Here is a 19,420-nt window from a genome sequence, read left to right on the forward strand (position 1 = left end):
GGAAGGCAAGTGAGGCATTGGTACACCGGCGGCAGCGGGACGGGCAATGGCATTCCGGAAGTGTGCGTGGAAACCGCCGGTCGCGGAGCGCGCGGATGTGCCGCGGGCGCCGCGCGGCCGTCCGCCACCAGGCAGGGCCGCCCCTGCCGCCGTACGGCAATATCGCGACGTTCTGGCCGGAAAGCGCCCTTTTACGGCAGGGGCCGCGGGGGCGGGGTCAGTCGTCCGCCGCCCCGGGCGTCAGGTGGCGGACGAGGATCCGCTGCAGCTCGCGGGCCGCGCGGGGCGGCGAGACGTCGGCGCGGTGCGCGACGGAGATGTTGCGGTGCAGGCCGGGCGCGGCGAACGGGGTGGCGCGCAGCCCGGCGCGCTCGGCGACCATGACGGGCACGACGGCGATGCCGAGCCCGGCCCGTACGAAGCCGAGAACGGCGTCCATCTCGCCGCCCTCCACCGTGAACACCGGCTCGAAACCGGCCGTCCGGCACGCGGCGACGGTGAACTCCCGCAGGTCGTAACCGCGCCGGAACATCACCAGCGGGCGGTCGCGCAGGTCGTCGACGCGGATGTGCGTACGGCGCACCGGGGGCGGGGCGTCCGGCGCGGAGATCACGACCAGCTCCTCGCGCAGCAGCTCGGCGGTGGTCAGCGCGGGGGCCTGGACGGGCAGCGGGGTGATGACCAGGGCGAGGTCCAGTTCGCCCGCGGCCAGTACCCGTACCAGGTCCTGCGAGCCGCTCTCGTGCACCTGGAGGTCGACGCCCGGGTAGCGGTCGTGGAAGGCGCGCAGCACGTCGGGGACGACGGAGGCGCAGAGGCTGGGCGGGGCCCCGAGGCGCAGCCGGCCGCGGCGCAGCCCGGCGACCTCCTGGACCTCGCGGCGCGCGGTGTCGGCGTCGGCGAGGATCCGGCGGGCGAAGGGCAGCAGCGTCTCGCCGGCGTCGGTGAGCGTGATGTGGCCGCGCGCCCGGTGGAACAGCTCGGCGCCCAGCTCGCGCTCCAGGGAGCGGATCTGCTGGGAGAGCGAGGGCTGCGCGACGTGTTCCTGCTCGGCGGCGCGGGTGAAGTGCCGGGTGTCGGCGACGGCCGCGAAATACCGGAGCTGCTGGAGCTGCATGCGGCCAGGGTAGTGGCTTGATAGCCGGAGCCTATGGAGATGAGCTCCACCATGTCTTGGACTGATGGCTTACGGCGTCCCTACCGTCGTGCCCATGGCAGTGGACACCCGGACGGACCGACGGCCGTCCTCCTATGCGGGCATCCTGTGGCACTCGACCGTCGGCAAGAAGACGGCGATGGCCGTCAGCGGCATCGTGATGCTGCTGTACTTGGTCGCCCACATGCTGGGCAACCTCAAGATCTTCTTCGGGGCCGTCGAGTTCGACGGATACGCCCACTGGCTGCGCACCATCGGCGAGCCCTTCCTGCACCACGAGTGGTTCCTGTGGATCGCCCGGATCGTGCTGCTGGCCGCCGTGCTCGTGCACGCGGTGGCGGCCTACCAGCTGTCCCGCCGCGACATCTCGGCCCGCCCGCAGAAGTACGCCCACCCGTCGCCCGGCCGCCGCCCCTCACGGAGGCGCTTCGCGCCGCAGTTTCTCTTCAAGAAGCGCGCCTCCTACGCCACCCGCACCATGCGCTGGGGCGGGGTCATCCTGGGCCTCTTCATCGTCTGGCACCTCCTGGACCTGACGACCTTGACGGTGAACCCGCACGCCGCCGCCGGACACCCGTACGCCAATGTCGTCGCCACCTTCTCCACCTGGTACGGCAACGTCATCTACATCGTCGCGATGCTCGCGCTCGGCCTGCACATCCGGCACGGCTTCTGGAGCGCGGCACAGACCCTGGGCGCCAACCGGCCGACCCGCGACCGGGTCCTGAAGGCCGTCGCCAATGTCCTGGCGCTGGTCCTCACCGTCGGCTTCCTCGCCGTCCCCGTATCCGTGATGACCGGAGTAGTGAGCTGAGATGAGCACGTACGCGGAGTACGAGGTCGGCGCGCCGGTCGTCGACACCAAGGCCCCCGAAGGGCCGATCAACGAGCGCTGGGACCGCCGCCGCTTCGAGGCGAAGCTGGTCAACCCCGCCAACCGGCGCAAGCACACCGTCATCGTCGTCGGCACCGGGCTGGCCGGCGGCGCGGCCGGCGCCACCCTGGCCGAACAGGGCTACCACGTCGTCCAGTTCTGCTATCAGGACTCGCCGCGCCGGGCCCACTCCATCGCCGCGCAGGGCGGCATCAACGCGGCGAAGAACTACCGCAACGACGGCGACTCCGTCCACCGCCTCTTCTACGACACGGTCAAGGGCGGCGACTTCCGGGCGCGCGAGTCCAACGTGCACCGGCTCGCCCAGGTCTCCGTGGAGATCATCGACCAGTGCGTGGCCCAGGGCGTGCCCTTCGCCCGCGAGTACGGCGGCCTGCTCGACACCCGCTCCTTCGGCGGCGTCCAGGTCTCCCGTACCTTCTACGCCCGCGGCCAGACGGGTCAGCAGCTGCTGCTCGGCGCGTACCAGGCGCTGTCCCGGCAGATCGCGGCCGGCACCGTGGAGATGCACCCGCGCACCGAGATGCTCGACCTGATCGTGGTCGACGGGCGGGCCCGCGGCATCGTCGCGCGCGACCTGCTCACCGGCCGGATCGACACCTACTTCGCGGACGCGGTGGTGCTGGCGAGCGGCGGCTACGGCAACGTCTTCTACCTCTCCACCAACGCCAAGAACTCCAACGCCACCGCGATCTGGCGGGCGCACCGGCGCGGCGCGTACTTCGCCAACCCCTGCTTCACCCAGATCCACCCCACCTGCATCCCGCGCTCCGGCGACCACCAGTCCAAGCTGACGCTGATGAGCGAGTCGCTGCGCAACGACGGCCGCATCTGGGTGCCCAAGGCCAAGGGCGACACCCGGCCGCCGCACGAGATCCCCGAGGACGAGCGCGACTACTACCTGGAGCGCATCTACCCCGCCTTCGGCAACCTCGTCCCCCGCGACATCGCCTCCCGCGCCGCCAAGAACGTCTGCGACGAGGGCCGCGGCGTCGGCCCCGGCGGACAGGGCGTCTACCTGGACTTCGCGGACGCCATCGCCCGGATGGGCCGCAAGGCCGTCGAGGAGAAGTACGGCAACCTCTTCGACATGTACGCGCGCATCACGGCGGAGGACCCGTACACCGCGCCGATGCGCATCTACCCGGCCATCCACTACACGATGGGCGGCCTCTGGGTCGACTACGACCTCCAGACGACCGTGCCCGGCCTCTTCGCCATCGGCGAGGCCAACTTCTCCGACCACGGCGCGAACCGGCTCGGCGCCTCGGCGCTGATGCAGGGCCTCTCCGACGGCTACTTCGTGCTCCCCGCCACCATCAACGACTACCTCGCCCGGCACCCGCACGACGAGGTGCCGGCCGACCACCCGGCCGTCACCGAAGCCGTCACCTCGGTGACCGACCGCCTCTACCGCCTCCTTTCCAACAACGGCGACCGCACCCCGGACTCCTTCCACCGGGAGCTGGGCGAGCTGCTGTGGGAGGAGTGCGGCATGGCCCGTACCGAGTCCGGGCTGCGCAAGGCGCTGGACCGCATCCCCGAACTGCGCGCGGAGTTCTGGCGCCGGATCAAGGTCCCCGGCTCCGGCCAGGACCTCAACCAGTCGCTGGAGAAGGCCAACCGGATCGCCGACCACTTCGAGCTCGCCGAGCTGATGTGCCTGGACGCGCTGCACCGCGCCGAGTCCTGCGGCGGCCACTTCCGCGAGGAGAGCCAGACCGCGGGCGGCGAGGCCGAGCGCCGGGACGAGGAGTTCTCCTACGCCGCGGCCTGGGAGTTCACCGGCAGCGGCGAGGCGCCCGTGCTGCACAAGGAGCAGCTCGACTTCGAGTACGTCCACCCCACCCAGCGGAGCTACGCGTGAACCTCACCCTGCGCATCTGGCGCCAGTCCGGCCCCGATTCCGCGGGCCGCATGACCGAGTACGACGTGCGGGACATCTCCCCCGAGATGTCGTTCCTCGAAATGCTCGACACCCTCAACGAAGAGCTGATCCTGCGCGGCGAGGAGCCGGTCGCCTTCGACCACGACTGCCGCGAGGGCATCTGCGGCGCGTGCGGCATGGTCATCAACGGCGAGGCGCACGGCCCGGAGCGGACCACCACCTGCCAGCTGCACATGCGGCACTTCGACGACGGCGACACGATCGACATCGAGCCGTGGCGCGCCTCGGCGTTCCCCGTCGTGAAGGACCTGGTCGTGGACCGCGGCGCCTTCGACCGGATCATCGGCTCCGGCGGGTACGTCTCCGTCCCCACCGGCGCCGCGCCGGACGCGCACGCCACGCCGGTGCCCAAGGCGGCCGCCGACACCGCCTTCGAGCACGCGGAGTGCATCGGCTGCGGCGCCTGCGTCGCGGCCTGCCCCAACGGCTCGGCGATGCTCTTCACCTCCGCCAAGGTCGTCCACCTCAACTCCCTGCCGCAGGGCGCCCCGGAGCGCGAGTCCCGGGTCCTGGACATGGTCGGCCGGATGGACGCCGAAGGCTTCGGCGGCTGCACGAACACCGGCGAGTGCGCGACGGCCTGCCCGAAGGGCATCCCGCTGTTCAGCATCACCAAGATGAACCGCGAGTTCGTACGGGCCGCCCGCAAGGCCTGACAGACCCGGGTCCGGGCTCCCAGGCCTCCGGGAGTCCGGACCCGCCGTACCGGCGCCGCGGCGGCAACCGACGCTCCGCGGCCGCGGCGCCCTCAGACCGCGGCGGTCCCGATGAGTCCCTCCCGGGTGACCAGCCGGGCGAGCGCTTCCTCGCCCAGGCCATCCGTGCCATCGGGCCGCCGTGGCAACACCATGTACCGGCTCTCCGCACTGGAGTCCCAGACGGTGATCTTCACGTCCGGCGGCAGGTCGAGCCCGAACTCCCCGAGCACCGACCGCGGATCGCGCACCACCCGGGACCGGTACGCCTCGCTCTTGTACCAGGACGGCGAGGGCCCCAGCAGTCCGATCGGATAGCACGAACACAGCGTGCACACCAGGACGTTGTGCTGCTCCGCGGTGTTCGCCACGACCTTCAACCGCTGCTCCTGGATCCCACCGGCCATCGACAGTCCGACTTCCGGCAGCGCCGCGTTGGCATCCGCCAGCAGCCGCTCCCGGAAGCCCTCGTCCGTCCAGGCCCGCGCGGCGATCCGCGCGCCGTTGACCGGCGAAGCGCCGTTCAGTACCGAGGTCAGGATCGCGTCCAGCTGGTCGTCCGCGATCACACCGGCCCCGATCAGCCGCTCCTCCAGGCGCCGGACCCGCACCGCCACCGTGCTGCTCGCGTGCTCCCCGCTCATGCCCGCTCCTCCTCCGCCCGCTCCAGGTACGACTCCCACAGGTCCACCGTGACCTCGTGCGTGCCGGCGCCCCACAGCTCCCGGGCCGGGAAGGCGACGGTGTAGACGGTCTCGACGCGCGGCTGGGCGCGCCCGGCGGCCCGCTCGTCGGCCAGCGGCCAGCGCCCCTGCGCCTCCACGACCCGGCCGGTGTGCCCGCGCACGTACCGCGGCGCGCGGGTGTGCCCGTCAGGGTCGACGGGCCGTACGCGTACCGCCTGGCCCACGGAGAAGTCACTCATCGCCGAGCACCTTCCGCTCGGCGACCAGCGTCTCGATGGCGTGCAGCCAGCGCTCGTAGTACGAAGCCGCCAGGTACTCGGCGGGCGGCATCCGCTCCACGGCGTCCCGGAACTCGTCCAGCGTGTAGACCCCGCCGCGCACCAACGCCGTGTTCAGCGCGTAGACCCGCGCCTCCCAGTCGGCGTGGAACGCCGGCTCGTCCGCCTCGATCCGCAGCGCCCCGAACCCGGTCTGCCCGCCCACATCGTTGACTCGGCTCATGGCCGGAGCCTACGAGTCATGCGGGCGGGCAGCCAGTGCCGTCAGCGGACCGGGTGGCCCGTTTCGCGAAGGGTGTCCTTGACCTGGCCGATGCGCAGGTCGCCGAAGTGGAAGACGGAGGCTGCCAGGACGGCGTCGGCACCGGCGTCGACGGCCGGCGGGAAGTCGGTGAGCTTGCCGGCGCCGCCGGAGGCGATGACCGGGATGGTCACGTGCTTGCGGACGGCGGCGAGCATCTCCGTGTCGTAGCCGTCCTTGGTGCCGTCGGCGTCCATGGAGTTCAGGAGGATCTCGCCGGCGCCGAGGTCGGCGGCGCGGTGGGCCCACTCGACCGCGTCGATGCCGGTGCCGCGGCGGCCGCCGTGCGTGGTGACCTCGAAGCCGGAGGGGGTGGTGGTGCCCTCGGGCGTGCGGCGGGCGTCGACCGAGAGGACCAGGACCTGGCGGCCGAAGCGCTCGGCGATCTCCCGGATCAGGTCCGGGCGGGCGATGGCGGCGGTGTTGACGCCGACCTTGTCCGCGCCCGCGCGCAGCAGCTTGTCGACGTCCTCGGGGGTGCGGACGCCGCCGCCGACGGTGAGCGGGATGAAGACCTGCTCGGCGGTGCGGCGGACCACGTCGTAGGTGGTCTCGCGGTTGCCGGAGGAGGCGGTGATGTCGAGGAAGGTCAGCTCGTCCGCGCCCTCCTCGCCGTAGACCTTGGCCATCTCGACGGGGTCGCCGGCGTCACGGAGGTTCTGGAAGTTCACGCCCTTGACGACCCGGCCGTTGTCCACGTCCAGGCAGGGGATGACTCGGACCGCGAGGGTCATGAGGGAGAGGCTCCTTCGATGGGTGCGCGGAAGCCTTCGGGGCCTGCGAAGGCTTCCAGTTCTACTTGGACCAGGATCCGCGGGTCGACGAAACCCGAGACCACGACGACCGTGGTGGCGGGCCGGACCGCGCCGAACAGCTCCTGGTGGGCCCGCGCCGCCTCGTCGAGGTCACGGGTGTGGGCGAGATAGAGGCGGGTGCGGAGGACGGAGGCGGCGTCGAGGCCGAACTCCGCCAGGGCGTCGACGGCGCGAGTGAGGGCGACCCGCGTCTGTTCGTACGGATCGCCCTCGCCGTACAGCACCGTGCCGTCGAACGGGGTGGTGCCGGAGACCAGCACCCGGTCCCCGGCGGCGACGGCGCGTGCCGCGCCGAAGACCTCTTCCCAGGGGCCCTCACCAGGTACGCGCCGTACACCGCTCATCGCACTGCCTCCGTTATCGGGTGGCCTCCAGGGCCTCTTCCAGGGTGAACGCCTTGGCGTACAGGGCCTTGCCGACGATGGCGCCCTCCACACCCTCGGGCACCAGCGAGGCGATGGCCCGCAGGTCGTCCAGGGAGGAGACGCCGCCGGAGGCCACGACGGGCCGGTCGGTCGCGGCGCAGACGTTCTTGAGCAGCTCCAGGTTGGGGCCCTGGAGCGTGCCGTCCTTGTTGATGTCGGTGACGACGTACCGGGCGCAGCCCTCGGCGTCCAGCCGGGTCAGCGTCTCGTACAGGTCGCCGCCGTCGCGGGTCCAGCCGCGGCCGCGCAGGGTCGTGCCGCGCACGTCCAGGCCCACCGCGATCTTGTCACCGTGCTCGGCGATGATCTTGGCGACCCACTCGGGGTTCTCCAGGGCCGCGGTGCCGATGTTGACGCGCTTGCAGCCGGTGGCGAGCGCCGCGGCCAGCGAGTCGTCGTCGCGGATGCCGCCGGACAGCTCGACCTTGATGTCCATGGAGCGGGCCACCTCGGCGATCTGCGCGCGGTTGTCGCCGGTGCCGAACGCGGCGTCCAGGTCGACCAGGTGCAGCCACTCGGCGCCCGACTGCTGCCAGGCCAGCGCGGCCTGGAGCGGGTCGCCGTAGGAGGTCTCGGAGCCGGACTCGCCGTGCACGAGGCGGACGGCCTGGCCGTCGCGGACGTCGACGGCGGGCAGCAGTTCGAGCTTGTTCACAGCACTCACAGGACTCTCAGCACTCACAGGGTTTCGATCCAGTTGGACAGGAGCTGGGCGCCGGCGTCGCCGGACTTCTCGGGGTGGAACTGGGTGGCCCACAGCGGGCCGTTCTCCACGGCGGCCACGAAGGGCTCGCCGTGGGTGGCCCAGGTGACCTGCGGGGCACGCATGCTGGGGTTGGTGATCTCCAGCTCCCAGTCGTGCACCGCGTAGGAGTGCACGAAGTAGTAGCGCGCGTCGGCGTCCAGGCCCGCGAAGAGCCGCGAGTCCCGCGCCGCCTCGACGGTGTTCCAGCCCATGTGCGGCACGATGTCGGCCTTGAGCGGGCCGACCGTGCCGGGCCACTCGTCCAGGCCCTCGGTCTCCTCGCCGTGCTCGATGCCGCGCGTGAAGAGGATCTGCATGCCGACGCAGATGCCCATGACCGGGCGCCCGCCGGCCAGCCGGCGGCCGACGACCCAGTCGCCGCGGGCTTCGCGCAGGCCCTTCATGCAGGACGCGAAGGCGCCGACGCCGGGGACGAGCAGCCCCTCGGCGTTCATGGCGGTGTCGTAGTCGCGGGTCACCTCGACGTCGGCACCGACGTGGGCCAGCGCCCGCTCGGCGGAGCGGATGTTGCCGAAGCCGTAGTCGAAGACGACGACCTTCTTGCGCGGCGCGCTCAATTCCATACCTCCAGCCGCACGATGCCGGCCGCGAGGCAGAGCACCGCGCCGATGCCGAGCAGCACGATCACGCTCTTGGGCAGCTGCTGCTTCCAGAAGGAGTAGACCCCGCCGAGCAGGAAGAGCCCCACGAGGATGAAGACCGTCGACAGACCGTTCACAGCGCGCCCTTCGTGGAGGGCAGGATGCCGGCCGCGCGCGGGTCCCGCTCGGAGGCGTACCGCAGCGCCCGGGCCAGCGCCTTGAACTGGCACTCCACGATGTGGTGGGCGTTGCGCCCGTACGGCACGTGGACGTGCAGGGCGATCTGCGCCTGCGCGACGAAGGACTCCAGGATGTGCCGGGTCATCGTCGTGTCGTAGGTGCCGATCATCGGCGCGATGTTCTCGGGCTCGGTGTGGATCAGGTACGGGCGGCCCGAGAGGTCCACGGTCACCTGGGCGAGCGACTCGTCCAGCGGGACGGTGCAGTTGCCGAAGCGGTAGATGCCCACCTTGTCGCCGAGGGCCTGCTTGAAGGCGGCACCCAGCGCGAGGGCCGTGTCCTCGATGGTGTGGTGGGTGTCGATGTGCAGGTCACCGTCGGTCTTGACGGTGAGGTCGAACAGACCGTGCCGGCCGAGCTGGTCGAGCATGTGGTCGTAGAAGCCCACGCCGGTCGAGACGTCGACCTGCCCGGTGCCGTCGAGGTCGATCTCGACGAGGACCGAGGTCTCCTTGGTCTTGCGCTCAATGCGCCCAATGCGACCCTCGCGCGTCATGCGCCTGTCTCCTTCATGATCGCGCGCACCGCATCGAGGAACGCGTCGTTCTCCGCCGGGGTGCCGGCGGATACCCGCAGCCAGCCCGGCACTCCGTTGTCACGGACCAGGACGCCCTGGTCGAGAATGGCCTGCCAGGCCGCGTGCTGGTCGTCGAACCGGCCGAACTGCACGAAGTTGGCGTCGGAGTCGACGACCTCGCAGCCGATCGCGCGCAGCTCGTCGACGATGCGGTCCCGCTCGGTCTTCAGCTGCTCGACGTACTTCAGCAGGGTGTCGGTGTGCTCCAGGGCCGCCAGCGCGGTGGCCTGGGTGACCGAGGAGAGGTGGTACGGCAGGCGTACCAGCTGTACGGCGTCGACCACGGCCGGGTCGGCGGCGAGATAGCCCAGGCGCAGCCCGGCCGCGCCGAACGCCTTGGACATCGTCCGCGAGACGACCAGGTTCGGCCGGCCCTCGATCAGCGGCAGCAGCGACGGGCGGTGGCTGAACTCGCCGTACGCCTCGTCGATGACCACCAGCGACGGCTTGGCCGCCTGCGCCGCCTCGTACAGCGCGAGAACCGTTTCCGCGTCCACGGCCGTACCGGTGGGGTTGTTCGGCGAGCAGATGAAGACCACGTCGGGCTTCCGCTCGGCGATGGTCTTCTTCGCGGTCTCGACGTCGATGGTGAAGTCGTCGTTGCGCGGCCCGGAGATCCAGTCCGTGCCCGTGCCGCGCGAGATCAGGCCGTGCATCGAGTACGACGGCTCGAAGCCGAGGGCGCAGCGGCCGGGGCCGCCGAAGGTCTGCAGCAGCTGCTGGATGACCTCGTTGGAGCCGTTGGCCGCCCAGACCTGGTCCTTGGTGACCTCGTGCCCGCCGGTGCGGGAGAGGTACCGGGCCAGCTCCGTGCGCAGCTCGACCGCGTCCCGGTCCGGGTAGCGGTTGAGGTCGCGGGCCGCCTCGGTGACCCGCTCGGCGATCCGCCGCACCAGCGGCTCGGGGAGCGGGTAGGGGTTCTCGTTGGTGTTCAGGCGCACCGGCACGTCCAGCTGGGGGGCGCCGTAGGGGGACTTGCCGCGCAGCTCGTCCCGGATGGGGAGCTCGTCCCAGGGGGACGAAGAGGGGTTCCTGGTCACTTGGACTGCGGGACCTTCCAGTCGAACCTTGCCTTGATGGCCGCGCCGTGTGCCGGGAGGTCCTCGGCCTCGGCGAGGGTCACCACGTGGTGGGCGACCTCGGCCAGTGCGTCGCGGGTGTAGTCCACGACATGGATGCCGCGCAGGAACGACTGCACGGACAGCCCCGAGGAGTGGCACGCGCAGCCGCCGGTGGGCAGGACGTGGTTGGAGCCCGCGCAGTAGTCGCCGAGCGAGACCGGGGCGTAGGGGCCGACGAAGATCGCGCCGGCGTTGCGGACCCGGGCGGCCACCGCCGCGGCGTCCGCGGTCTGGATCTCCAGGTGCTCGGCGCCGTAGGCGTCCACCACCGTCAGGCCCTCGTCCACACCGTCGACCAGGACGATCGCGGACTGGCGGCCGGCCAGCGCCGGGATGATCCGGTCCTCGATGTGCCGGGTCGCGCGGACCTGCGGCTCCAGCTCCTTCTCGACCCGCTCGGCCAGCTCCGCCGAGTCCGTGACCAGGACGGCGGCGGCCATCGGGTCGTGCTCGGCCTGGCTGATCAGGTCGGCCGCGACGTGCGCCGGGTCGGCGGTGTCGTCGGCGAGGATGGCGATCTCGGTGGGGCCGGCCTCGGAGTCGATGCCGATCCGGCCCTTGAGCAGGCGCTTGGCGGCGGCGACGTAGATGTTGCCGGGACCGGTCACCAGATTGACCGGAAGGCAGTCCTCGGTGCCGTACGCGAACATCGCGACGGCCTGCGCGCCGCCGGCCGCGTACACCTCGTCGACGCCCAGCAGGGCGCAGGTGGCCAGGATGGTCGGGTGCGGCAGGCCACCGAACTCGGCCTGCGGGGGCGAGGCGATCGCCAGCGACTCCACGCCGGCCTCCTGGGCCGGGACGACGTTCATCACCACGGACGAGGGGTAGACCGAGCGGCCACCGGGCACATACAACCCGACGCGCTCGACCGGCACCCACCGCTCGGTGACGGTGCCGCCGGGCACGACCTTCGTCGTCACATCCGTACGCCGCTGCTCACGGTGGACGGTGCGGGCCCGCTTGACGGACTCCTCCAGCGCGGCCCGGACCTTCGGGTCCAGCTCTTCCAGCGCGGTGCGCAGCGCCTCGGCGGGCACGCGTACCTGCTCGATCTCGACCCGGTCGAACCGATGGGCGTACTCGATCAGCGCAGCCGTGCCACGATGGCGCACGTCCTCGCAGATGGGCCGCACCTTCTCCAGGGCGGCTTCCACGTCGAACTCGGCACGGGGCAGCAGGTCGCGCAGGGCGCCACCCTCGGGGAGGGCGTCACCGCGCAGATCGATTCGGGAGATCACTCCTCCAGTGTCTCAGACGTGCTGCCGGTGCCCGCCGCCCGTATCAATCGGTGATACGCACTCCCCGGGGTGATTCTGACCACTGGCGTTCACCTGGTCGCCCAGCGGGAATGGGGGGCCGAGGGGGGCGCAGCGGTACGTGTGGGGCGCCCGGTACGCATGGAGAAGACGGCGGCGCCCGGGCGGCGCGGCCGGGAACGAGAGGGGGATGCCGCGGTGAGTGACCCCACCGACGGCGACGCGCCGGCCGACCTGGACCTGAGCCCTGCGGAATGGGCCCTGTGGCAGTCGTACCGCAACGGCAGCACGTGTGATCTGCGCACCGACGACCCGGCGCGCAACGATCCGCACGGCCGCCACCCATGGGGCGCCGAGCGCACGGTACGTGCCCGGATCGTCGCGCTGCTCCTTCTGGACGGTCCGCCGGCCCAGCCCGGCCGGGTCTCCGCGCTGAAGCTGACCGGCGCGTACATCAGCGGCTCCCTCGACGTCGCGGGGGGCACGATCGAGCCATTTGTGGAACTGCGCGACTGCCGCTTCGAGCGCGAGGTCACGCTCCCCGAGAGCCGCTTCACGACGTTGCGGATGGTGAACTGCGCCATCCCGCGGCTGGAGGCCGCCCGCCTGCATACCGAGGGTGACCTGCACCTGCCGCGCTGTGTCGTGCAGAACGGCATCCGGCTCACCGACGCGCACATCGGCACGGACCTCATGCTCAACCAGGCCGTGGTGCACAAGGACCGGCGTGGCCGGTCCATCACCGCCGACGGCCTGACCGTGGCCCAGGACCTCCAGGCCGAGATGCTGGAGTCCTACGGCGAGCTGACGCTGCGCGGCGCGACCGTCGGCGTGTCGCTGAGCCTGCGCGGCAGCCGGCTGAGCAATCCCTACGGCCGCCGGGCGCTGAACGCCCCGCAGCTCACCGTCGAGCGCACGCTCTACCTCACCGCCGCCGGGCTCACCGGCTCGGTCGCCGGCAGCGCCACTCCCCCGTACGGCATCACCGCCACCCCGGCGCGCGGCACCCGCATGCAGCGCTTCGAGTGCGAGGGCGGCATGCGGCTGGACGACGGCCGCTTCGGCGACGCCGTCGACCTGGACCAGGCCCGCTTCGTCCTGGAGTCCGACCAGGAACTGTCGATGCGCCGCATCCAGACCCCTGAGCTGCGCTTTCTCGGCGAGCGTCCGCAGCGCGGCCGGGTCATCCTCTCCGGGGCGCGGGTGGTGAACCTGGTCGACAAGTCGACCAGCTGGCCCGGACTGGGCGGCCTGTGGATGGCCGGTTTCGCGTACGAGACGCTGATCCCCCGCGGCCACTTCCCGCTCTCGCTGCGCCTCCAGTGGGTGGCCGCGGCCACCCCGGAGTACGCCCCCGAGCCGTACGAGATGCTCGCCGCGGCGCTCCGCAGCAGCGGCGAGGACGCCGACGCGCGCGAGGTCCTCCTCGCCAAGCAGCGCAGACGCCGGGAGACGCTGCCCCTCGCGGGCAAGTCGTGGGGCTTCCTCCAGGACTGGACGGTGGCCTACGGGTACCGGCCGGGCCGTGCCGCCGTGTGGATGGCCGTCCTGTGGGCGGTGGGCACGGTCTTCTTCTCGCAGAACCCGCCGCACGCCCTCAAGCCCGGCGAGACGCCCCTGTGGAACCCGTATCTGTACTCCCTCGACCTCCTGCTGCCCGTCATCGACCTCAACCAGGACAGTTACTGGCGGCCCGAGGGCGGCTCCCAGTGGGCGGCCGCGCTCATGATCCTGGCGGGCTGGGTGCTGGCCACCACGGTCGCCGCCGGCGCCTCGCGGCTGCTGCGGCGCCAGTAGTCAACGGGGCCGGGAAACACTCCTGTGACGCCCGGCCCCTCCCGGGACGCCGCCGACCATTTAGGCTTACGGGCTGTGACCTCCGTGCGCCTACCGCTCTTCCCGCTGAACTCGGTGCTGTTCCCGGGACTCGTGCTCCCGCTGAACGTGTTCGAGGCGCGGTACCGAGCACTGATGCGGGACCTGCTCGACCTCCCGGAGGACGAGCGCCGCTTTGGAGTCGTCGCCATCCGCGACGGCCGGGAGGTCGCCGCGACCGCCCCGGGCATGCCCGACAGCACCGCCGTCCCCGACCAGGGCGCGGCGGCCGGCTTCGGTGACGACCCCATGCGCGCCTTCCATCCGGTCGGCTGCATCGCTGACGCGGCGACGATCCAGGAGAAGAGCACGGCGGCGGGCCCGGCCCCCGAGGGCAGCGACGAGAACACCGCCTTCGAGGTGCTGACCACCGGCACCACCCGCTTCCGGCTGCTCTCCGTCGACGCCTCGGGGCCCTACCTCACCGGCGAGATCGAGCCGTTGGAGGAAGAGGAGGGCGACGGCGCGGGCGCGCTCGCCACCGGCGTGGAGCGGGCGTTCCGCATGTACCAGAAGAAGCTGGCCTGGGCGAACGAGCGCACGGTGACCAGCTCCCAGGAGCTGCCGGACGATCCGGCCGTCCTCTCCTACCTGGTGGCCGCGGCGACCGTGCTGGACGTCCCCCGCAAGCAGCAGCTCCTGGAGGCGCCGGACACCGCCAACAGGCTCGCGCAGGAGCTGAAAATGCTGCGCCAGGAGACCGCGGTGATCGGTAAGCTCCCGTCGCTGCCGGCCGTGGACCTGACCCGGCAGCAGACCCACCCCAACTGACACGAGGCCGAGACGTTGGCGAAGAAGTCCAAGAACGGCAAGCAGGGCGGCACCCCGGCGACGGTGGCCCTGACCCGTGCGGGCATCCCCTTCACCACGCACGCCTACGAGCACGACCCGGCGGCCGCCTCGTACGGCGAGGAGGCCGCCGAGGCGCTGGGCGTCTCGCCCGACCAGGTCTTCAAGACGCTCGTGGCGGACGTCGACGGCATGCTCACCGTGGCGGTCGTGCCCGTCTCCGGCTCGCTGGACCTCAAGGCGCTGGCGGCGGCGGTGGGCGGCAAGCGCGCCGCGATGGCCGACCCGGCGCTCGCCGAGCGCACCACCGGCTACGTACGCGGCGGCATCTCGCCCCTGGGCCAGCGCAAGAAGCTCCGTACGGTCCTGGACGCCTCGGCGGAGGGGCTGCCGGCCGTCTGCGTCTCGGCGGGCCGCCGCGGGCTGGAGATCGAGCTGTCCCCCGAGGACCTGGCAGCGCTCACGGACGCGGTCCTCGCGCCGATCGGCCGGGCCTGACCGACGGGACCCCTTTACGCCCTCCGCGGCCGCGACTAGTACCCGTAGGGACCGACCGAGGAGGTCCCTGTGTCGAAGAAGACCCGCAAGCGGAAGTGGCGCGTCAAGAAGGGCCGGGCCAACCACGGCCGCCGGCCGGCGTGACCGGCTGAGGACGGCGCTCCCGGGTGGCCGGCACGCGTGGGCGGGCCACCCGGTACGTCAGTCCCGGGGCGGCTGCGGCGCGTTCCAGTCCGGCACGAACGGCTCCGGGTCGCGCGGGCCGAAAGCCCCGGTCAGCAGGAGGTTCGCCAGCGCGGCCCCGATCGGCCAGGCCAGCAGCGCGCCCTTGGCCTGGAGCCGCAGCGGCGCGTCGAAGGCGATGCCCTTGCCGGCCGCCTTGGCCTGCGCGACCACGTCCTGCTCCGGCCCGAGCAGCATGCCGATCCGCCAGGCGAGCACCGAGGCCAGCAGGCCGCCGGCCACCAGGGCCACCACGAGCGGCACGCCGCCGCGCCGCCGCCACAGGAAGACCAGCGCGGCGCTCACCACGCCCAGGCCCAGCCCGAGCAGCAGGAACGTGCCGTCGGCGCCGATCGACTCCTCGCCCTCGGCGTTCTTCAGATAGACGGCCTTGCCGTCCGAGATCAGCGGAACGTGCGGCGCCAGCCATGCCCACAGCACCCCGAACAGCGCCCCGCACACCGTCGTGACCAGCACGATCAGCAGGGCCTCGCGCAGCTCGACGCGCAGGCCCGGGCCGCCGTCCCCGTCAAGGGGGCGGGCGTCGGACCCGCCGTACTCCTGCGGGGACGTCGGCACGTGGTCCTCCTCGGTCGCGGGCCGGGCCCACGGTTCACGGGTGTCCCCCGGCTGCTGGTTCGACGGGCGGTCGGGCGGTGTCAGCGGTGCACTCACCCCGCCATCGTGCCAGGTCCCGGCTCTCCCACCGGCGGCAGGACGCTCCTCCGGGCCGGTCGCCCCGCTCCGCCCGGTCACCGTACTGCCGCCCGGCGGTACGCCCAGGTCGCCACGGACAGCGAGAGCACGCCGACGGCCGCGCACACGCCGAGGTCGACACCGATCAGCAGCCAGTCCGGGTGCGCGTCGAAGCTGTGCGCCAGCGCCTCCACCCCGTACGTGGAGGGCAGCAGGTCGCGCGCGTAGCCGATGACGGCGGGCAGCCGCCCCGCGGGCAGCACGCCGAGCAGCAGCGCCGCCGACATGCCCAGCTGGCCGAGGAGCGTGGCCAGCTCCTGGCGGGGCGCCAGCAGCCCGAGCGCCGCGCCCAGGCCGGACAGCGCCGCGCCGGAGAGCGGGATGACGGCGACGAGCACCCAGAGGTTGGCCAGCGGCAGCTGGAAGAGGACGCTGCCGGCCACCGCGGTGACCACGGCGCCGGGGACGGTGAAGGAGGCGTACGCGCCGGCCGCGCCCAGCACCACGGCGGCGGGCGGCACCGGCAGCGTGGCGTAGTGGTCCAGGCCGCCGCAGGCCCGCAGCTGGCCGAAGTACTGCGCGAGCAGGTTGAGCGCCACGAACGCCACGACCAGCACGCTGGACCCGGCGACCACGGCCCGGGCCTCGTCGGGGCCGTCCGCCACGCCGCGCATCAGGACCATGATCCCGACGGACTGGAAGGTGGCGACGAACAGCAGCGGGATGCGGGCCACCCGGGCCCGGGAGAGCTGTGCGCGGTAGACGGCGGCCAGCGCCGGGCGCAGTCGTGCGCGCGGCGCCAGTTCGGCCGCCGCCGGTACGTCGCGCGTCCCGGTGCCGGCCCGCTTGCCGGTCACCGCCTCCGCAGGAACCACTGTCACGCCGCGCCGCTCCTCTTCCGTTCCGGCCGGGCCGCCCTCACGCCTTCACCAAGCCTTCCTCAGTCCGCCCGCCCAGGGCGAGGTAGACATCCTCCAGGCTGGGCGTGGCAAGGGTGAAATCGTCCAGCGCGGCGAACGCGGGGCCACCGGTGACCGCGGCCACCGCGGCACGCGCCTCGTCCGGGGCCATCCGCAGCGTCCAGCGCCGGCCGCTCTGCCGCGCGTGCTCGCCGAGCCGGGCGACCTCGGGCACGTCCAGCGGCGGGCGGTCGCGCCAGACCAGTTCCACCCGTACCTCCTGGCCCACCAGTTCTTTCAGCCCGCCGGGCGTGTCGCAGGCGATGACCCGGCCGCGGTCGATCACCGCAACCCGGTCCAGCACGGTCTCCGCCTCGATGACGTTGTGGGTGACGAGCAGGACGGTGGCCCCGCGCTCGGCGCGCCGCCGGTCGACGGCCGCCCACACGGCGCGCCGCGCGAGCGGGTCCATGCCGGTCGTCGGCTCGTCCAGGACGAGCAGCGGGCGCTCGCCCACGAGGACGGTGGCGAAGCAGGCCAGCCGCCGCTGTCCGCCGGAGAGCTTCTTCAGCGGTCGCCCGGCGATGCCGCCGAGGTCCAGCTCGTCGAGGACGGCGTCCCGCTCGGCACGCGCGGCCCGGGTCTCCAGCCCGCGCAGCCGCGCGGTGGTCTCCACGGCGAGCGCGACGGTCATCTCGTCGAGCGCGGTGGTCTCCTGGCCGAGGTAGCCCAGCAGCCGGGCGGCGCGTTCGGGGTGGCGCACGATGTCGTGGCCCAGCACGGTCACGCTGCCGGAGTCCGGCCGCAACAGGCCCGTGAGCTGGCGTACCAGGGTGGACTTGCCGGCGCCGTTGGGCCCCAGCAGGCCGAAGATCTCGCCGCGCCCGATGTCCAGCGCGATGCCGTCGCTGGCCCGTACGGCGGGTACGTCGGGGGCGCCGCGGCGCCCGCGCACCGCGGGATACGTCTTGACCAGATCCCGCACGGCCACCACGGTCCCGCCGTCGGCGGCCCGTCGTGTGCCCGTCTGTGTGCCCGTCCTCACGAGGAACGAGGGTACGCGCCCGCCGCGGGCCCGCCGTCCGCGGGGCGTCCGGCGGGCGGCCCGGTCAGTCGGCCGCGGGGGCGTGCTCGGCGGCCGTCCGCAGGTCGACCTCGCGCCAGAACCCGGCCCGGATGGCGTACCGGTCGTGCTCGTCGATCTGGTCGTCCTTGTGCGCCAGCAGCCCGAACCGGGCGGCGTAGCGCAGCAGCTCGCCGTCGATGCGGTGCGGGATGCGCGGGTACTCCGTGGAGAGCTGCTGGAGGTGCGCGGTGTCGCTGAGCCGTTCGGTCCAGCGGCGGGCGAAGACCTGGCCGACCTCGAAGGGATCGCCGCCGACCGCGGTGATGTCCTCCTCACGGTCGGCCCAGCGCTGCTCGGGGCTGGTCAGCTGGGCGAGGGTGGGCAGCGAGGCGGTCTCCGGGGGCTCGCCGACCGGCCCGCCGGTCCGTTCCATCCAGCCCTTGTCGGAGGACCAGCGCAGCGTCGCGGCGGCGGGCACCGGCGTGCCGGCGGGCGGCGTGGTGTGGTTCTTGCCGAGGCCCGCCAGGTCCTTGGGGGTGGGCACGCCCCGGCCGGCCGCGCCGGCCGCCGTCGCCTCCTCGGTCCGGTCCGCCACGCAGGCACCGTCGGCGCCGGCCGGGGCGGCGGCCGCCGCGCCGTCGGGCGCGCCGGAGCGCGGGATGGGGCCGGGGCGGGCGGTGCCGTTGCGTTCGGGGCGGTCGCCGGGGTCCCGGTCGGCAGCGGAGGCGGCAGCGGCCGCGGCGACGGCGGACTCCGGGAGCGGCGCGGAGAGGATCGCGGCGATCTCGGTGCGCGGTACGGAGGCGGGCGGGCAGACCCCGCTGATGTCCTTGGCGCGGACGGCGCGGGTGATCCAGGCGCGGTCCAGTACCCGGCGTTCGTCGGCCTCGGCGACCAGGTCCTCGGACTGGTTGTAGTCGCCGTCGGCGGCCTGGACGGCCCAGAGGTGGACGGCGACGCCGTGCTCCTTGGCGGACATCAGGCCGGGCAGCAGATCGCCGTCGCCGGTGACCAGGACGATGTCGGAACAGGCGCGGTTACGGGCCAGCTCGGTCAGCTCGGCGTGCATGGCGGCGTCCACGCCCTTCTGTGCCCAGCGGCCGTCGCTGCGGGTCAGGGCGCCCAGCCGTACGGTGACCCGGGGCATCACGCGGAGCCTGCGGTGCTCGGGCTGCGGCACCCGGTCGGGGGCGCCGTCGAACCAGTAGATGCGCAGCAGCTGCCGTTCGGTGTCGGCCTCCGCGCGCTCCCGCAGGCCCTGGATGAGGGCGGCGTGGTCGACGGTGATCCGGGACCGGGCGGGCTCGCCGGCCAGCAGGCTCGCGGCGGCGCCGAGCAAGTATCCGGCGTCCACCAGGACGACGCAGCGATCCACGTTGCACCCTCTTCCCTTGAGGTCCTGCAGTCCGGTCGCCCCCCGGCTCGGCCTGATGGCTGAGGTGTCTTCGGCTTTCTTCGAGTCTGCCCGACCGGGCGGGGGTTATCTGCCGGAACTCGATCATCGGCGTGGCGCTTTACGCCGCCGGCGCCCGGATCCCGCCGCCGACACTCCGCCTCACCCAAGAGAATTGCCCGAAATGCAGCCTTTTGCCCGGCGTGTAACTCTGGCTTCGGCCCCGATTCCAGGATTCC

General features: G+C 72.6%; 22 protein-coding genes. 6 read left to right on the forward strand and 16 right to left on the reverse strand.

Going from position 1 to position 19,420, the window contains the following annotated elements; all coding sequences use genetic code 11:
• Positions 1-217: 217 nt before the first annotated feature.
• Complete coding sequence (locus tag ABZ840_RS17945; RefSeq protein WP_361560580.1) at positions 218-1,117, reverse strand: LysR substrate-binding domain-containing protein; 900 nt, start codon at positions 1,115-1,117, stop codon at positions 218-220.
• Between the two features lie 94 nt (positions 1,118-1,211).
• On the opposite strand from ABZ840_RS17945, the gene ABZ840_RS17950 reads away from it, so the two are divergent.
• From ABZ840_RS17950 to ABZ840_RS17960, 3 genes are read left to right on the forward strand one after another with little or no spacing between them, the layout of a single operon-like run.
• Entirely contained in the window at positions 1,212-1,970 is a 759-nt protein-coding gene (locus tag ABZ840_RS17950) for a succinate dehydrogenase cytochrome b subunit (protein ID WP_361560583.1), read from the forward strand.
• A gap of 1 nt (position 1,971) precedes the next feature.
• Positions 1,972-3,918: a fumarate reductase/succinate dehydrogenase flavoprotein subunit gene (locus tag ABZ840_RS17955; protein WP_361560586.1), complete on the forward strand. Its 1,947-nt coding sequence runs from the start codon at positions 1,972-1,974 to the stop codon at positions 3,916-3,918.
• Positions 3,915-4,655, forward strand: a complete 741-nt coding sequence (locus ABZ840_RS17960; RefSeq protein WP_361560589.1) for a succinate dehydrogenase/fumarate reductase iron-sulfur subunit — start codon at positions 3,915-3,917, stop codon at positions 4,653-4,655. Before ABZ840_RS17955 ends, ABZ840_RS17960 begins: the two co-directional genes overlap by 4 nt.
• Before the next feature lie 92 nt (positions 4,656-4,747).
• On the opposite strand, the gene ABZ840_RS17965 is transcribed toward ABZ840_RS17960, so the two are convergent.
• The 11 genes from ABZ840_RS17965 to hisD are packed head-to-tail and all read right to left on the reverse strand — an operon-like array spanning position 4,748 to position 11,725.
• Positions 4,748-5,338, reverse strand: a complete 591-nt coding sequence (locus ABZ840_RS17965) for a nitrile hydratase subunit alpha (protein WP_361560592.1) — start codon at positions 5,336-5,338, stop codon at positions 4,748-4,750.
• Positions 5,335-5,619, reverse strand: coding sequence for an SH3-like domain-containing protein (locus ABZ840_RS17970; protein WP_361560595.1), 285 nt, complete (start codon positions 5,617-5,619; stop codon positions 5,335-5,337). Before ABZ840_RS17970 ends, ABZ840_RS17965 begins: the two co-directional genes overlap by 4 nt.
• Complete coding sequence (locus tag ABZ840_RS17975; RefSeq protein ID WP_361560597.1) at positions 5,612-5,881, reverse strand: hypothetical protein; 270 nt, start codon at positions 5,879-5,881, stop codon at positions 5,612-5,614. Before ABZ840_RS17975 ends, ABZ840_RS17970 begins: the two co-directional genes overlap by 8 nt.
• Before the next feature lie 41 nt (positions 5,882-5,922).
• On the reverse strand, positions 5,923-6,693 hold the full coding sequence (gene hisF, locus ABZ840_RS17980) for an imidazole glycerol phosphate synthase subunit HisF (protein ID WP_361560600.1): 771 nt from the start codon (positions 6,691-6,693) through the stop codon (positions 5,923-5,925).
• Positions 6,690-7,118, reverse strand: coding sequence for a Rid family hydrolase (locus ABZ840_RS17985; RefSeq protein ID WP_361560603.1), 429 nt, complete (start codon positions 7,116-7,118; stop codon positions 6,690-6,692). The genes hisF and ABZ840_RS17985 overlap by 4 nt, the downstream gene beginning before the upstream one ends.
• A gap of 13 nt (positions 7,119-7,131) precedes the next feature.
• Complete coding sequence (gene priA, locus ABZ840_RS17990) at positions 7,132-7,854, reverse strand: bifunctional 1-(5-phosphoribosyl)-5-((5-phosphoribosylamino)methylideneamino)imidazole-4-carboxamide isomerase/phosphoribosylanthranilate isomerase PriA (RefSeq protein WP_361560909.1); 723 nt, start codon at positions 7,852-7,854, stop codon at positions 7,132-7,134.
• A 23-nt stretch (positions 7,855-7,877) separates the two neighbouring features.
• Complete coding sequence (gene hisH, locus ABZ840_RS17995; RefSeq protein WP_361560606.1) at positions 7,878-8,528, reverse strand: imidazole glycerol phosphate synthase subunit HisH; 651 nt, start codon at positions 8,526-8,528, stop codon at positions 7,878-7,880.
• A complete protein-coding gene (locus tag ABZ840_RS18000; RefSeq protein WP_361560609.1) occupies positions 8,519-8,683 on the reverse strand; it encodes a hypothetical protein in 165 nt (54 codons plus the stop codon). Before ABZ840_RS18000 ends, hisH begins: the two co-directional genes overlap by 10 nt.
• Positions 8,680-9,282 (reverse strand): imidazoleglycerol-phosphate dehydratase HisB, encoded by a 603-nt coding sequence (gene hisB / locus ABZ840_RS18005; protein WP_031057003.1) that lies wholly within the window; start codon positions 9,280-9,282, stop codon positions 8,680-8,682. Before hisB ends, ABZ840_RS18000 begins: the two co-directional genes overlap by 4 nt.
• Positions 9,279-10,403, reverse strand: a complete 1,125-nt coding sequence (locus tag ABZ840_RS18010) for a histidinol-phosphate transaminase (RefSeq protein WP_361560613.1) — start codon at positions 10,401-10,403, stop codon at positions 9,279-9,281. Before ABZ840_RS18010 ends, hisB begins: the two co-directional genes overlap by 4 nt.
• Positions 10,400-11,725 carry a histidinol dehydrogenase gene (gene hisD, locus ABZ840_RS18015; protein WP_361560616.1) on the reverse strand — a complete coding sequence of 442 codons (1,326 nt, stop codon included), beginning with the start codon at positions 11,723-11,725 and terminating at the stop codon, positions 10,400-10,402. Before hisD ends, ABZ840_RS18010 begins: the two co-directional genes overlap by 4 nt.
• A gap of 216 nt (positions 11,726-11,941) precedes the next feature.
• Between hisD and ABZ840_RS18020 the strand changes: the two genes are divergently transcribed.
• The 3 genes from ABZ840_RS18020 to ybaK all read left to right on the forward strand — a co-directional run bounded on the left by ABZ840_RS18020 (position 11,942) and on the right by ybaK (position 14,905).
• Positions 11,942-13,540, forward strand: a complete 1,599-nt coding sequence (locus ABZ840_RS18020) for an oxidoreductase (RefSeq protein WP_361560619.1) — start codon at positions 11,942-11,944, stop codon at positions 13,538-13,540.
• A gap of 75 nt (positions 13,541-13,615) precedes the next feature.
• Entirely contained in the window at positions 13,616-14,389 is a 774-nt protein-coding gene (locus ABZ840_RS18025) for an LON peptidase substrate-binding domain-containing protein (protein ID WP_361560622.1), read from the forward strand.
• Positions 14,390-14,404: 15 nt separating this feature from the next.
• A complete protein-coding gene (gene ybaK / locus ABZ840_RS18030) occupies positions 14,405-14,905 on the forward strand; it encodes a Cys-tRNA(Pro) deacylase (RefSeq protein WP_361560624.1) in 501 nt (166 codons plus the stop codon).
• 201 nt (positions 14,906-15,106) lie between these two features.
• On the opposite strand, the gene ABZ840_RS18035 is transcribed toward ybaK, so the two are convergent.
• The 4 genes from ABZ840_RS18035 to ABZ840_RS18050 form a co-directional block, all read right to left on the reverse strand.
• Positions 15,107-15,802 (reverse strand): DUF2567 domain-containing protein, encoded by a 696-nt coding sequence (locus tag ABZ840_RS18035; protein WP_361560627.1) that lies wholly within the window; start codon positions 15,800-15,802, stop codon positions 15,107-15,109.
• Positions 15,803-15,879: 77 nt separating this feature from the next.
• The gene (locus ABZ840_RS18040) at positions 15,880-16,680 is read right to left on the reverse strand and encodes an ABC transporter permease (protein ID WP_361560911.1); all 801 of its coding nucleotides are present in this window, start codon (positions 16,678-16,680) and stop codon (positions 15,880-15,882) included.
• A gap of 61 nt (positions 16,681-16,741) precedes the next feature.
• Positions 16,742-17,767, reverse strand: coding sequence for an ABC transporter ATP-binding protein (locus tag ABZ840_RS18045; protein WP_361560630.1), 1,026 nt, complete (start codon positions 17,765-17,767; stop codon positions 16,742-16,744).
• A gap of 64 nt (positions 17,768-17,831) precedes the next feature.
• Positions 17,832-19,163, reverse strand: a complete 1,332-nt coding sequence (locus tag ABZ840_RS18050) for an NYN domain-containing protein (protein WP_361560633.1) — start codon at positions 19,161-19,163, stop codon at positions 17,832-17,834.
• Positions 19,164-19,420 lie beyond the last annotated feature (257 nt).

Origin of the sequence: Streptomyces sp. NPDC047117, from assembly GCF_040643545.1 — a bacterium.
Classification (GTDB): Bacteria; Actinomycetota; Actinomycetes; order Streptomycetales; family Streptomycetaceae; genus Streptomyces.